The organism is Streptomyces sp. NPDC048370 (assembly GCF_043200825.1).
Lineage (GTDB): Bacteria > Actinomycetota > Actinomycetes > Streptomycetales > Streptomycetaceae > Streptomyces.
In genome coordinates, this window is record NZ_JBICYI010000013.1 from 194,077 (window position 1) to 207,873 (window position 13,797).

Genomic DNA, 13,797 nt, shown 5'->3' on the forward strand with positions numbered 1-13,797 from the left:
TACGAACGTGCGATCGGGCGCGCGCATCGTACGTGGTCAAGGGGCGGGGACGGTATACGGGTGACATCCACGACGATCGGGACACCGGCGGCCCTGGAGGGCCTCGCCCTCAATCCGGCTGCCCCTGTCGACCTCCTCCTGCGGCTGCTCGGACCGCCCTACGAGGCGGTCTGGTCGGCCCTCTGCCGGTGGCGCCGGGAGCTGCCCCCGGAGGTCGTGGACGCGATCGTCGCGCACCCGGCTCCACGCGCGCGTGGAGCTCTCGCGCGCAACCCGCACGTGCCCGGGGAGGTGCGGGGACGGCTCGTCGACGACGAGCACTGGCTCGTCCGCGGACTCCTGGCCTCGGGGCCGGGGTACGAGGTCTGGCCGCGGTACCTGCCGGACCACGTGATCGACCGGATGCTCACGACGTACAACGGGGAGGAACTCCAGGAGCTCTTCGCCTCCCGCCAGGTGCCGTACAGCACGAGCCTCGCGCACGCCACCCACCCGGTCGCCGAGATCCGCGTGCACGGGACCGAGATGTGGTCGGCCTTGACCGAGGAACGCCGAGCGGCCCTGCTCGCCGACCCCGACCCCGACGTGCGGGCCGCCGCCGCGCGGACGCGGGCCCGGCGGGCGGAGGAGGACGACGCGGCGGAGATGGAACGGCGACTGCGCGCCATGCCCAAGACTCGTTCGCACGCCCGCAACCACATCCTCGTCAACTGCCGCCTCTCCCGGGCCGTCGTCGACGAGCTGCTGAAGGAGCGCGAGGACGACGACCTGTGGTGTCTGGCGCACAACTACAGCACCCCGCCGGACGTCGTGGCGCACGTGGCCCGCGTCGGCGACCCCGAGGCCCGGCGGGAGGTCGCCCGGCGGAAGGACCTCCCGCACGAACTGGTGGACCTCCTCGCGCGCGACCCGGACCCCGGCGTCCGTACCGCCGTCTCCGTACGCCCCGAACTGACCGAGGCCGAACGGGCCGCCATCGACTACGTCGTCGAGCCGCACGAGGTCGCCCAGGTGGGCCAGGATCCGTACCGGGCGCCGCTCGCGCTCGCCCGCTCGGCGCATCCCCTGTTGCGCCGCCGCGTCGCGTACAACCCGAAGCTGCCGACCGAGCTCGTCGCGCTCCTCGCCGCCGACGAGGACCCGGGTGTACGGATCATCCTCGCGCAGCACCACCCCGAGGCCCCCGCCGAGCTGCTCCTGCGCTGCTATCTGGAGTACGGAGGGAAGAACCGCGACCGGCTGCTCGGCCTGCCGCGCTTCCCTGTCGCCGGGCTCGGGGCGCGCTTCGGGACCGCCGAGGACCCCGCCGTACGCCTGCTGGCCACCCTGGACCCGAAGACGGACCCGACGCTCCTGGACGCGCTCACACGGGATCCGGACGCACGCGTGCGTGCCGGGGCGGCCCGCAACCCCGCCCTCCCGCCGAAGCGGCTTCTTCAACTCCTCGAAGACGAGGAGCTGTCCAAGGAGGCGGCCGCGAATCCGGGTCTTCCCAGGGAGACCATGTACGGGCTGCTCGACCGCCCTCCGCTCGACTGCCCCTGACACGCACGAGAGGGCGGTCGCCGAAGCCGGCGACCGCCCCCAGTAGTCATCCCTGGTCAGTCCTTGTCAGTCCCTGTCCGTGCTCACGGGAACTGAAGCGCCCAGGAGTCGATCTTTCCGGTGTCGATGTTCGCGTTGTCCGTGACCCGCAGCTTCCACGTGCCGTTCGCGACCTCCGAGGAGGCGTTGACGGTGTACGTGGTGTTGATGTTGTCGGAGCTGCCGCCGGTGCCGAAGCCCTTCAGCGTGTACGCCGAGCCGTCGGGGGCGATCAGCTGGACCTGGAGGTCACCGATGTACGTGTGGACGATGTTCACGGGCACCTGCAGGGCGGCGGGGGCGTTGCCCGTGACGCCGCTGACGGTGACCGGGGACTCGACGGTCGAGTTGTCGTTGATGGCGAAGTCCGCGGTGTTCTCGAACTTCTTGCCGGGCGGCGGGGTGGTGCCGCCGCCACCGACGAAGAGCAGGCGGTTCGGCGAGCCGCTGCCGGGGTTGCCGACCACGTTCGGGGTGGCGGCGCCGGTCAGGGCCGTCGACACCTGGGCCGGCGTGGCCGACGGGTTGTCGGCGAGGTAGACGGCGGCGGCGCCCGCGACGTGCGGGGTGGCCATCGACGTACCGGAGATGGTGTTGGTGGCGGTGTCGTTCGTGTTCCAGGACGAGGTGATCGACGAGCCCGGGGCGAAGATGTCCAGCACGCTGCCGTAGTTGGAGAAGCTGGAGCGGGCGTCGGTGTTGGTCGTGGAGCCGACCGTGATGGCCTCGGAGACCCGCGCCGGCGAGTAGTTGGAGGCGTTGGAGTTGTCGTTGCCCGCCGCCACGGCGTAGGTGACGCCGGAGGCGATCGAGTTGCGCACGGCCGTGTCGAGGGCGGTGTCGACGCCACCGCCGAGGCTCATGTTGGCGACGGCCGGCTTCACGGCGTTCTGCGTGACCCAGTCGATGCCGGCGACGACCTGGGCGGTCGTGCCGGAGCCCTGGTTGTTGAGCACGCGGACGCCGACGATCTTGGCCTTCTTGGCGACACCGTAGGAGGATCCCGCGACGGTGCCGGCGACGTGCGTGCCGTGGCCGTGGCCGTCCTGGGCCACGTTGTCGTTGTCGATGGCGTCGTAGCCGTTGAACGCCCGGCCGCCGAAGTCGCTGTGCGAGATGCGGACACCGGTGTCGATGATGTACGCCGTCACGCCCTGGCCCGCGCTGTCCGGGTAGGTGTAGCTCTGGTTCAGCGGGAGGGCCCGCTGGTCGATGCGGTCCAGGCCCCAGGACGGCGGGGAGGGCTGCGTGCCGTCGACCGTGAAGACGCGGTTCTGCACGACGGAGGCGACCGACGGGTCGCCGGCGAGCTTCTTCGCCTGCGCCTCGGAGAGCTCGACGTTGTAGCCGTTGAGCGCCGCGGTGTACGTCTTCTTGATCGTCGCGCCGTGCTTGGCCGCGACCGCCCGGCCCTTCGAGGTCTCCGCCGGGGCGGACTCCTTCAGGGTGACGATGTAGCTGCCCGCGATCGTGCCGGGGGCTCCGGCGTTCTGGATCACGCCTTCGGGAGCCGCCTCGGCCGCGGTGGCCGGGAAGGTGGCGGCGGTGCCGAGAGCCAGGGCGGCGACGGCTATGGCGCTGGCCGCGGCGAGTCTGCGCCGCGAGTCACGCATCACTGACATGTGAGGGATCCTCCTCATAGGTGGTGCGCTGCTGTGGGGGTATGGCAGGCGCATGACAAAGCGACGTGAAGTGTCCAAGCCGCTTCGTACATCCGGCCGCCGAGCGAAAGATTGACGGATCCATAGGAATCACACAAGAGTCCTGAGCGCCCCGTAACACGTGTGCCACACAGCTGCCATGCTGGCGCCCATGACGGCCTACGTGTGCCCCCGATGCCGGATTCACGCCCCCGCCGACGCCCTCACCTGGTGCTGTCCGCGGTGCCGGGGCCCGTGGGACCTCGAATTCACGAGCGCCCCCGTTTCACTCACGTCCCTTGCGTCACGCGTGAATTCATTGTGGCGTTACAAGGAAGCGCTGCCCCTGGCGACGGGCGCCCCGGAGGTGACCCTCGGGGAAGGCCGCACGCCCCTGATCCCGCTGACCGAGGACGTTTCGGCCAAACTGGACTTCCTCATGCCGACGTTGTCCTTCAAGGACCGGGGCGCGGTCATGCTCGCCGAGCTCGCGCGCCGGCTCGCTCCGGACCGCGTCCTCGCCGACAGCAGCGGCAACGCGGGCACGGCGATCGCCGCGTACTGCGCGCGGGCGGGCCTCGACTGCGTCGTCTACGTACCGCAGGGCACGTCCGCCAAGAAGCTGGAGCAGATCCGGGCGCACGGAGCACGGCTGACCGTCGTGCCCGGCGACCGCGAGGCGACGGCGCGGGCGGCCCGCGCGGCCGCCGACGAGCCGGGCACCTTCTACGCCTCGCACGTGTACAACCCGCACTTCCTGCACGGGACGAAGACGTACGTGTACGAACTCTGGGAGGACCTCGGCGGCCGCCTCCCGGACACGCTCGTCGTCCCGGTCGGCAACGGCACGCTCCTCCTGGGCGCGGCCCTGGCCGTCGAGGAGCTGTACGGTCACGGCCTGATCGACACGCGCCCCGCGCTGATCGCCGTCCAGGCGGAGGCGGTGGCTCCGCTGGCGCGGGCCTTCGAAGCGGGCGCCGACGCCCTCCTGGAGCCGGCCCCCGCACGCCCCACCCTCGCGGAGGGCATCGCGATCCCGAACCCACCGCGCGCCGCCCAGATCCTCCGGGCGGTACGGGCGACGGGCGGCACCTTCCTGACCGTGACGGAGGACCAACTCCACTCCGCCCAGGTCGACCTGGCCCGACGTGGCCTCTTCGTCGAGTCGACGGGCGTCGCCTGCTGGGCAGCGGTCCGCGCGACACCCGCCCGGTCGGGCCTCACGGTGCTGCCGCTGTGCGGGGCGGGGGCGAAGACGGGGCTGAGCCCTGCCCGTACGGACAGGCCCTAGTCCAGGGCTTCCGTGGTGCCGTCCGGGTGGATGAGCAGACGGATCGCGCCGCCGTACCGGTCGTCGGTGATGGAGGCGGCGGCCGGGGCGCCGAACTGCTGGGCGCGCTGCTGGAGGATCGAGATGACGACCTCCTGTATGTCGCCGTACGGAGGCGCGGTGACGGGAACTCCGTCGATCAGGCCCGCGTTGGGAGAGAAGATGCGGACTTCGGCCGCCGGGGGCGTGGGCTGCACGACTGGGGTCCTTTCAGGAGTGCGCGGCAAGGGGGTGCTCGGGATCCATGGTGTACGTACCCCGGGACACGCGCCGCAGCCGCCCGGACTTCACCAGGGCGGAGAGAACGTTGCTGATCGACTTGGCCGACTCCTGGAAGACCTCAGGAGGCAGCGCGAGCAGGACGTCGCGGGCCGTGAACGGGCCGGGGAACGACGCGACCGCCCGGTCCACGGCCTGGCGCAGGCTCGTGGTGGGCAGGAAGGGACGTACGACCGCGTCCCCGCTGTCCACGGCGCGCAGGCGCGGGACGGCGGTGGTGGCGGGCGCGACAGCCTCGTACGCCTCGATGCGGACGGCGAGTTCGCGCAGGGCGACCCGCAGGTCCGTCGGAGTCGTCCCGTCGGTACGGTCCGGTCCGTCGAGGACCGACATGACCGCCTCGATACGGACGATCGACTCCGAGACCCGGCGCAGCAGTGGCTCGAAAAGGTCCTGACGCAGGGCGGTGATCGGGTCGCTGGTCGCCAGCTCGACGCTGACCGAGCCGACGAGCCCGGTGTCCGCCGGAAGCCGGGACGCGTCCTCGCCGTTCTCGGCGCGCCAGGTCTCCAGGCAGCCACGCGCGCGCCGGCAGGCCTCGGCGAGCTCGGGCGTCAGCCCGGCGGACGGCACGTGTGCCAGCATCCCGGCGAGCTGCTCGGTGGCTTCGACGGCGGGGAGCGCGGCGTGCAGCAGCGGCGCGAGGACGCCCTTCCGCACGGCGAGAACGGGATCGTCGAGAGCGAAGGTGATCCGTTCGCCTGCCGGAACCGCCATGGATACCTCTGCTACGTGGTGTGTCTTCTGGGGTGGAATCACGGGCCGGGGACCTGAACGGGCGGGCCAGCGCGCGGGCCGCGCCGACTGACCGGCCACATGACCGGCCGCGTGCTGTGCGGCAGCGTGACCGGCGCCGTGCTGTGCGGTCGCGTGACCGGTCGCGTGCAGTGCGGTCGCGTGACCGGTCGCGTGCAGTGCGGTCGCGTGCAGTGGCGCGAAAGCGTCGAGTACGGCGGCCAGTTCGGCGGCACGGTGCCGGAGGTCGACGGGTGTGGTCAGGTCCCCCTGCGGCGTACCGATGCCGAGCCGACGGCGGATGAGCCGCCGGTCCTGCTCGGTGGTCCCGGCGAGGTACCCGCCCGGATCCGGGCGGAGGACGGCGTCCCGCAGGCACTCCTGCCGGAGCGGGCAGGAGGCGCAGAGCTGCCGCGCCGCGTGCGCGAGCGCCTGGACGCGCCGACCCTGCAGGGGCAGCTCGGCGGCGGCGACGGGCGGGTTCTCCAGAAGGGGATGGCGGAAAATATCCGGTCGGCGGTGGCAGGGCAGGGAAGCGGTGCCGGCGCCGGCTCCGGTGGATATGGCTGGTGAGGGAAGGGTCCTGCGAGCGGTTGTGACCATGAAAGTGCCCCCCGTGGCAATTTTTGATACCTGGGGACTCTAGAGCAGTGCAAATGGCGACCGCAAAGCTGTTCCAAACCGTAACCGAGTTGCTCCAAAACTCCTTGACCCGGCATCAGGCCCGCTTGCTCTTCGCCTTGGCGTCGGGCGTGGACCGTCGCAGCACGCGGCGCACCAGACGGCCGGCGGCCGCGCCGCCACCACCTCGCAACATGAGCACGGCGACGATGCCCGCGAAACCGAGCGGCACGGCGGCCGCGGGGACGACCGTGCCCACCGCGGCCACCAGCAGGATCACGACATCGGCGAACACGACGGTGACCCCGCGCCGCCCGGGATGCTCCTTGACCACCCATGCCCCGAGCAGCGCCATCCCGGCGAGCGCCCAGTACCCGAACACGGCCTGCCCGCTGAGCAGTCCGGACGAAGTACCTCGTGCGATGTCCCCCACGGCCGCCAGGTACCCGGCGAACGCGGCGGTCACGACCGTCGACCCGACCGCAAGCAGCAACTGACCGCGGCGGCGCAACAGGAACACGACCAGCCCGAGAACGATCAGCGCGCTGATCGTGATCAACGAGCTCATGCTGGAGGAGGCCAGGATGAAGAGCGTGTACGCGCCCGCGATCCCGAGGACGACGCGGGGCAGGAGCTTCACAGCCCACGCGTCGCTCTTCTCCTGCCGGACGAGCCGGCGCAGAGCCCCGGCGACCGAGTCGAATCGTGACATGAACGGTCCTCCTATCGGGGCATCCGGTTGCCGTCACGCGGCGGCTGCTGCGGCGGCAACTGCGGCGGCTGCGTCTGCGCGGGCGGCTGCACCACGGGCTGCTGCGGCGGCTGAACCCGCGGGGGGCGGGGCGCCTCGGGCTGCTGCGGCACGGGGGCGGGCGCCGGAGCGGGTGTGGCGGTGGGCGCCGTGGCTGCGGCCGGAGGGGTACTGCCCTGGCTGACGCGGCCGGTGCGGCGGGGGGCCTGCTGCTGCGGTGCGCCTTCTCCGGAAGGTGCGGCCTCTCCCTGCCCCTGCTGCGAAGGGTTGGCGTCGGGGCGTTGCTGCCTCCGCGAGGCCTCGCGCGCCTCGATGCCGTCCTTCCGCTGCTGGCGCTTGGAGTCCCCGATCCAGCCACCCTTCTGCAGCCGTCCCCCGAGCACCTTCTTGTCGAAGTTGCGCGTAGCCTCGGCGCCTGCAGCGGAGGCGACCCGCCCCGTCGTGGACTTCACAGTGCTTCCGGCCGCCCCGATCATCGAGCCGGCCTTCCCGGTGACCGCACCCGGCATGTCCCCGATGCCGAGGTCGGCGGCGCCGGCTATCTGCGGGCTGAAGTTCCCGGCGATGAGCTTCTTCAGCATCATCACGACGGCGACCGTGACGAGGAGGAGCATCAGGAGCTGCATACCCAGGGAGATCCGGGCGGGCAGGATCATCTGGTAGAGCACCAACAGCACGGTCAGGATGATTCCGAAGCCGGCCCGCAGTACGAAGCTGTGGATGAACGTCTGCAGCCAGCCCTTGAGCAGCTTCTGCTGGGACGGGTGGATACCGAGCGTCGCGATCAACGGCAGCAGGATGATCAAGATGAGTGTGACGGCATGCCACAGCAGGGTGAGCGCGCTGAGCACGATGACCATTAGGCCGACGATCAGGGCGGCTATGAGGGAGTAGAAGGCGATGCCGACGCGACTGCCGGCGTTCTTCCCTGCCCATTCCTCGAATGCCACGGGGTAGATGGCCTGGTTCTTCTTCGCGTCATTCGCACCCTCCCCACCAGCCATGTCCTGCCGAACGTCGTACCACTCGCCCTTGTATTTGTTGATGTCCCCCCGGTTCTTCTCGGGGAACACATCCTTGTTCGTCATGGACTGGGAGACCAACTGACGCACCCGCACGTCCTCACAGCGGGCACCCAAGCCCCAGTAGCAGTCTTCTCCGGGGTCGGCGGGCTTGCATTCGCCATTGACAACCTCGCCCCCGTCCTTCCTGAAGATGCAGTTGGTCCCGCCTGAACCGAACTGGCCGAGTGCCCACGGCCTGAAGGCCAGGGTGTCGTACATCGCGCAGCTCGACGTGCGGAGACCTCGATTGGGCTTCTCACCGGCCGGCAGATCGCAGGGAGGCTCCATGGTTCCGCCTGCTCCGCTGAGCGCCGCTTCGGTGAGGAACGCATTGGCTTGGGCGATACTCGAGTCGGCTTCTCTGATGACCTTGTCGTAATTGCTGCCCGTCAGCAGGGCCACTACGGCGATGGTCGTGAGCGAAGCCCAGCCGACACCCGACCAGACCTCGCGCATCTGTTGTTGGCGCCACTTGGTGAACACCCAGAGGCCGGTGAGCATGACCATGACGGGTACGGCAGGAATGAACACGTTCTGCTTGAGGGTGTTCACGACGGTGTCGCGCCCCTCGTACAGGCCGCTGAGGGGACTCGGGTTGGACGCGGCCTCCTTGATGGAGATGGCCACACGGGTCAGGAGCTTGGTCCCGTCGAAGACCATGTTCGCGATCCCGTTGTTGACCATGTCCATGATCGAGCAATTGTCGGCGCCGCTGGCATCCCATCGCGAGTCCGTCTGAGAGGCATCCTCGATTCCCCGCTGCGTCCCTGACCAGTTCAGCCCCCGCACGCCGTTGAGCTCGTACATCGTGTACTTCTCAGGATCCTTCGGCATGTTCACCGCTCCGGTGACCATGCCGGTGTTCTCACTGAGACTCTTGGCTTGCGTGCCGTCGGTCCACTGGTTGACCGCGGGGAAGATCCCCTCGCCGTTGGCACCCGGCGAGTCCATCTCATAGTCGTCGTCGCCCGTGAACTGGCATGTGAAGTCCGCGTGCGCGGTGCCGGGCGCGGCCATGGTCAGCGCGAACAGCGCCATGACCAGGAAGAGGCCAGTCCTGACGATCCGCCCGGCCCCGCGCACCCGATGGCGCAGTGAAGGAGCATCGGCGATGGCTCCACGTGACGTGGCCCTACGACGCACGGGTATCGGTTTCCTTCCGGAGATTCACGACATGGAGACGGGTGCAGATCCGCTGCTAGGAGATGCGGTCAGTCAGGAAGCAGGGCTTGACCTGGGCCTCGTGGACCTTGGATCCGCTGGGGATGCCCTCACGATGCTTGGGGTCGCAGGACATCATGAGCAGACCGCCCTGCATCAGCGCCGCCACGGTGTCTTCCTCCTGAGGCGCGATCGCGAAGTTCTTTCCGACCAGGAAAGCGTCCCCCTGCCCCTTCGCCTGTGCTTGGCTGAGGGCCGTCTGGAACTTCGACATGTCGTCGATGGACAGCAGAACGATCCACTCGCCGGGCGCCCCCTTGCAGATCCCGCGTTCCTTGATGGACCAGGCAGGGTCCTTCGCCTCTTTCTCCATCTCCTCGACCGCGCCGCTCGATGTTGTCTGGAGCTCGGTGCAGGACACTCCCCGGTCCTCGACGACCTTCTGAAGCGAGGTCATGTCGCTCGCCTCCGGGAGCCCCAGGTCGTCCGTGGGGTTGTCGTTGCCGCCGCACCCCGTCAGGGTCACGAGCGCACTCAGCGCGACGGCTCCGGCTGCGACGGTCTTGGTCAGGCGCATGAGGGTTTCTCCTTGGGTCGGTTCGGGGGTGGGCCGGGTTGGTCAGACCGTGGCCGTGGCCTGGGACGGGGTCGGCGACGGGTCGTTCGCCTCCTGCAGGAACGTCCAGTCCCAGACGCTCAGCGGAGGGTTCACGCCCTGGCGCGACGGGCGGGTCGTGCCGTTGGTGTCCGTGGCCGCGAGGATCTCCTTGAAGACCAGGTCCACCGCCACCGTCCCCACCCGCTTGTCCGCGTCCCGCTGGAGGCAGACACCGGTACGCAGCTCCTGGAGGGCGGCCACCACCTTCGCGTCCGACTCCGGGCGGCCGAGGAGCGGCGCCACCAGGGACGCCTCCTGCGCGGACTTCTGCTTGAACGCGAACACCGTGTGGATCTGGTTCGCGCCACCGCTCCGGGCCTCGGAGTCCTCGATCTGGACCAGGTCGATGGCCTGCTGGGTGATCAGTACCGTCACCGCCAGGTACGAACGGCCCTGCTTCAGCGCCCGTCGCATCAGGTCCCGGCCGCTCTCCGTCGCCGTGACGACGTACGCCTCGTCGACGAACAGCGCCTTCGGGCGCAGACCGATCTCGCCCGTCACCGGGTTCTTCTCGTACCCGACGTCGAGCATCTGGCTGCCCAGCTCCACGACCGCCATCAGCGCCGTCGCCGCGAGCCGCTCGGCCGGGTTCCAGTTGCGCGGGTCGGAGGCCGCCGGCGACTGGAAGCCTCGCAGCGTGATGACCGTACGGCGCTTGCGCATCGCCGACAGGGTCTGCGGCGTCTCCGCGAACGCCAGTCGCGCGTACGGCAGCGTCCGCAGCTCCGTGAGCAGCATCTGCGCGAGCTTCAGGTCCTTGGCCGCCTCGCGGTCGTTCGTCGCGAGCGCGTGGTCGTACGCCCGTACCACCTCGTCGACGACGCTCCACAGCGTCGGCCTCGGCACCCGCTGTTCGGCGTCGCGGGCGCTCAGGCCCTGCTCCGTCGCCTGCCGCATCGCCGAGTTGTACCAACCGACGACCGTCGCCATCGCCTCGATGACGGGCAGTCGTACGCGCTGGTAGTCCTCGTCGCCGAGGAAGCCCCGGAGCATCGACTCGGCCAGCAGCCGGCCCGACGGCACGTCGCGGGCGATCACCCACGGGTCCAGCACACCGGCCTGGCCCTTGAGGAGGTCGACGACCTCCGTCTCCGCCCAGAACTCCGGGTTCACCGGCTGGAACCGGCTCTCCGGCGTCCCCAGCACACCCCGCTCCGCGTCCGCCGCGAACTCGGGGTCGTTCACCTGGGCGCCGTAGCCGAGGTAGTAGCAGAGCTGCGCGAAGTCCGTCTTCGGGTCGATGACCAGGCAGCGGACGCCCGACTCGGACTCCTCGTAGAACTTCTGCAGCGCCAGCGAGGACTTTCCACCACCGGACGCGCCGACGATGGCGAGGCCACCGCCGTCGTTACGGGCGGGGCCGACGTGCAGCGAGTAGTGGACCGGCATCTTGCCCGCCCAGCCGACCAGGTTGCCCACCCAGCCGAGCTTCTTGCCCGAGCGCTGCTCGGGGTTGTCGCCCAGCTCCGTGCCGGCCGTCGGCAGCCCGGCGCCGAGCTGCTCCACCTCCTGCAGCCGCAGGTACGGCGCGATCGGCAGCTTCGGCGCGTTGCCCGGCAGCTGCGACTGGAGCAGCCGCCACTGCTGGCGCGTCGGACGCAGCAGCGTCACCTTCAGGTCCTGCTTGAACTGCATCTCCAGGATGCGGCGCCGCCGCTCCAGCTCCGCCGGGTCGGACGCAGAGACGGTGAAACGGATCTGCGCCTCCATCCCCGGCATCTTGTGCTCCTCGATGTCGTCGACGAGGTGCTGGGCGCGGGTGACCTGGTTGGCGAGCCGGGTGTCGGGCGAACGGCCCGAGTTGGCCATGTCGTTCATCTCGTCGACGAGGTTGCCGCTGATCTTTCCGGCGCGGTCCTTGAACCTCATGTACGGGATGAGGGTGAAGCGCATGTCGATCTCGACGGGGAACTCCACGTTCTGCGACGCGTACCGCGCCCACGCCGTGGACTGGCGGAAGCGGGTCTCCGTCGGCCAGTTGGCGGCGACGAGCGTCGTCGTGTAGCTGGTGTGCTTCTCGCCCGTGACCTCGTCGTACTGGTGCAGCACGATGTGCGTCTTACGGTTCTCGCCGGAGAAGTCGACCACCAGGTCGAACTGGTCCGGCCCCCACGACCGCGAGCCGAGCACCGGCTCGGGCGGCACCGGCAGGTCGCCGTGGAGCGGCTTGCGGATCAGCCAGACCAGCTCCTCGCGGGCCAGCGGCGTACCGCCGAGGCTCTCCAGGCTCTCGTGCACCTCACGCGCGACCTGCGTCCACTGGGCCAGCAGACCCGGCGACAGGTACTCACCGTGGACACCGGTCGCGCCGGCCGCCGCCTTGTCCGCCGCACCGGTCAGGGCACGGGACAGCGCCAGCTCCTCGACCGGGTCGTCGCCGCCGGGCAGCACTCCACTGCCGTCGTTGGAACCGCGCTTCAGCGAACCCAGCTTGACCAGCAGGATGTTCCGCTCGCGCATCGCACCGATGCGCTCCTGGTACTCGGCCTTGCGGAAGTTGTACGCCTTGTAGTTCTCGGTCGGGTCCCAGGCGACGGCGTTGAGCTCCTCGGCCCAGCCGACGGCGGTGATCGGCCGGTACACCTTGCGGTAGTGGCACTCGACGTTCCGGTCACCGCGCGCGAGGTTGAGCAGCGCACGGGCCGGGGCCTCGGCCATGGCCTGGAGCTCGGTGGCGTTGAGGTACTCGTCGATGGAGGTCGGCAGGACGATGCCGGTCCACACCGAGTCGCCGTGGACGAAGATCATGTCGTCGGCGTAGCGGTACGGCAGCCGCATCTCTTCGCGGCGGGCCTGCTCGCGGTCGCTCTGCGACCGCCCGCGGTTGCCGGAGCCGGAGCCGCGTGAGCCGGAGCCCTGCTTCCCGCCGCCCTGGTTGCCGCCTGCGGCCTTGGCCTTGGAGGAGCTGGCGGCCATGATCATGGCGATCACGAAGAAGGCGACCGCCCCGCCCAGAAGGATCATCATGAACATGGAGGAGTCATCCCGCAGTCTCGGAGGAAGGTACGGCGGTGTTCGCCAGGGACCCGTGGGCAGCCGTGCCGGGCGCGGGGATCACCGGGCCCGTACCGGCGTACGACGAACCGTGCGCCGCCGCCTCGGCGAGCGCCTGCTCGTAACTCTGCTGCCAGCGCCGCGAACCCGGCTGCCAGAGGATGACCTGCCAGTGCAGCTCCTCCGGCTCACGGTCCGCGGCCAGGCCCTGCAGCCGCTTCGGCTGCCACCAGTAGTCGGCCCAGACCACCAGCTGCTGGCTGAGGGTCAGGGCGGAGGGGAGCGGCCGGCCCCAGATGAAGTAGACGCCGAAGGGCGGCCCGAAGTAGAGCACCGACGTCAGCATCGACATGCCCAGGAAGGGCACGAAGGCGGAGAGGGAGAGCAGGGCCACCATCCACACCACACCGAAGCCGAAGGCCGCGCCGAGCGCGGGCAGCAGCAGGCCGGGAAGCGGGATGTTGCCCCAGTTCCAGATGCGCTTGGGCCGGTTGAGCAGATCCGTGTGGTCGTACGCGACCATCGGCTCCGGCTCGCCCTGTACGTTCTGCGCCATCGGTCACTCCCCCTCTCTCTCGACGGCCTCGGCCTCTCCGAGGGCCGGGACGCCACGGTCCCGGCCGCGTGGCTCAGTTGCCGCCGCCACCGCCACCGATCTGACCGCCGAGGCTGATCAGGACGCCGGCGAGGCCGGTCGCGCCACCGATGATCAGAGCGGCGAGCGCGATCATGCCGAAGCCCTGGAAGGCCTCGCGCATACCGTCACCGCGCTTCATCGACATCAGCATGCGGATGCCGAGGATGAGCAGGGCGATCACCGCGACCATCGTTCCGATGGTGCGGAGGATGTCCTGGATCTCGCCGAACATGCCCTCCAGCGTGGTCGCTGCCAGGTACATGAAGTGTCCTTTCGATCTGGGGGTGGTGAGAAGAAAAGCCGGGAAGGCGAAGACGGACAGGGACCCGGAACCGCCGGGCCT

Annotated in this window: 11 protein-coding genes and 1 pseudogene; 2 read left to right on the top strand and 10 right to left on the bottom strand. The window is 69.9% G+C overall.

Features of this window, described 5'->3' with window-relative positions:
• Positions 1–60: 60 nt before the first annotated feature.
• On the top strand, positions 61–1,545 hold the full coding sequence (locus ACGFYP_RS26525; protein ID WP_393498331.1) for a translation initiation factor 2: 1,485 nt from the start codon (positions 61–63) through the stop codon (positions 1,543–1,545).
• 83 nt (positions 1,546–1,628) lie between these two features.
• On the opposite strand, the gene ACGFYP_RS26530 is transcribed toward ACGFYP_RS26525, so the two are convergent.
• Positions 1,629–3,206 carry a S8 family serine peptidase gene (locus ACGFYP_RS26530; RefSeq protein WP_361965789.1) on the bottom strand — a complete coding sequence of 526 codons (1,578 nt, stop codon included), beginning with the start codon at positions 3,204–3,206 and terminating at the stop codon, positions 1,629–1,631.
• Positions 3,207–3,384: 178 nt separating this feature from the next.
• Here ACGFYP_RS26530 and ACGFYP_RS26535 point away from each other — a divergent pair, with 178 nt between their 5' ends.
• Complete coding sequence (locus tag ACGFYP_RS26535) at positions 3,385–4,515, top strand: threonine synthase (protein WP_393498334.1); 1,131 nt, start codon at positions 3,385–3,387, stop codon at positions 4,513–4,515.
• On the opposite strand, the gene ACGFYP_RS26540 is transcribed toward ACGFYP_RS26535, so the two are convergent.
• The 9 genes and pseudogenes from ACGFYP_RS26540 to ACGFYP_RS26580 form a co-directional block, all read right to left on the bottom strand.
• Entirely contained in the window at positions 4,512–4,751 is a 240-nt protein-coding gene (locus ACGFYP_RS26540; RefSeq protein WP_361668352.1) for a hypothetical protein, read from the bottom strand. The two genes, ACGFYP_RS26535 and ACGFYP_RS26540, sit on opposite strands and share 4 nt — an antisense overlap.
• Before the next feature lie 13 nt (positions 4,752–4,764).
• Positions 4,765–5,550 (bottom strand): hypothetical protein, encoded by a 786-nt coding sequence (locus ACGFYP_RS26545; RefSeq protein ID WP_393498426.1) that lies wholly within the window; start codon positions 5,548–5,550, stop codon positions 4,765–4,767.
• 384 nt (positions 5,551–5,934) lie between these two features.
• A pseudogene (locus tag ACGFYP_RS26550) lies at positions 5,935–6,171 on the bottom strand (hypothetical protein); the annotation flags it as partial.
• A gap of 115 nt (positions 6,172–6,286) precedes the next feature.
• Positions 6,287–6,901, bottom strand: coding sequence for a hypothetical protein (locus ACGFYP_RS26555; protein WP_393498338.1), 615 nt, complete (start codon positions 6,899–6,901; stop codon positions 6,287–6,289).
• 11 nt (positions 6,902–6,912) lie between these two features.
• Positions 6,913–9,042 (bottom strand): hypothetical protein, encoded by a 2,130-nt coding sequence (locus ACGFYP_RS26560; protein ID WP_393498341.1) that lies wholly within the window; start codon positions 9,040–9,042, stop codon positions 6,913–6,915.
• A gap of 160 nt (positions 9,043–9,202) precedes the next feature.
• Positions 9,203–9,742 carry a hypothetical protein gene (locus ACGFYP_RS26565; protein WP_393498343.1) on the bottom strand — a complete coding sequence of 180 codons (540 nt, stop codon included), beginning with the start codon at positions 9,740–9,742 and terminating at the stop codon, positions 9,203–9,205.
• A gap of 42 nt (positions 9,743–9,784) precedes the next feature.
• Positions 9,785–12,796: an ATP-binding protein gene (locus tag ACGFYP_RS26570; protein WP_393498345.1), complete on the bottom strand. Its 3,012-nt coding sequence runs from the start codon at positions 12,794–12,796 to the stop codon at positions 9,785–9,787.
• A 7-nt stretch (positions 12,797–12,803) separates the two neighbouring features.
• The gene (locus ACGFYP_RS26575) at positions 12,804–13,373 is read right to left on the bottom strand and encodes a hypothetical protein (protein ID WP_361965801.1); all 570 of its coding nucleotides are present in this window, start codon (positions 13,371–13,373) and stop codon (positions 12,804–12,806) included.
• A gap of 73 nt (positions 13,374–13,446) precedes the next feature.
• Positions 13,447–13,776 carry a TrbC/VirB2 family protein gene (locus ACGFYP_RS26580; RefSeq protein ID WP_393498423.1) on the bottom strand — a complete coding sequence of 110 codons (330 nt, stop codon included), beginning with the start codon at positions 13,774–13,776 and terminating at the stop codon, positions 13,447–13,449.
• Positions 13,777–13,797 lie beyond the last annotated feature (21 nt).

Excerpts from the sequence above, each read along its gene's own strand:
- ACGFYP_RS26530 (WP_361965789.1), bottom strand. The coding sequence starts at position 3,206 with ATGTCAGTGATGCGTGACTCGCGGCGCAGACTCGCCGCGGCCAGCGCC.
- ACGFYP_RS26565 (WP_393498343.1), bottom strand. The coding sequence starts at position 9,742 with ATGCGCCTGACCAAGACCGTCGCAGCCGGAGCCGTCGCGCTGAGTGCG.
- ACGFYP_RS26555 (WP_393498338.1), bottom strand. The coding sequence starts at position 6,901 with ATGTCACGATTCGACTCGGTCGCCGGGGCTCTGCGCCGGCTCGTCCGG.
- ACGFYP_RS26535 (WP_393498334.1), top strand. The coding sequence starts at position 3,385 with ATGCTGGCGCCCATGACGGCCTACGTGTGCCCCCGATGCCGGATTCAC.
- ACGFYP_RS26560 (WP_393498341.1), bottom strand. The coding sequence starts at position 9,042 with ATGGCGCTGTTCGCGCTGACCATGGCCGCGCCCGGCACCGCGCACGCG.
- ACGFYP_RS26545 (WP_393498426.1), bottom strand. The coding sequence starts at position 5,550 with ATGGCGGTTCCGGCAGGCGAACGGATCACCTTCGCTCTCGACGATCCC.
- ACGFYP_RS26575 (WP_361965801.1), bottom strand. The coding sequence starts at position 13,373 with ATGGCGCAGAACGTACAGGGCGAGCCGGAGCCGATGGTCGCGTACGAC.
- ACGFYP_RS26570 (WP_393498345.1), bottom strand. The coding sequence starts at position 12,796 with ATGTTCATGATGATCCTTCTGGGCGGGGCGGTCGCCTTCTTCGTGATC.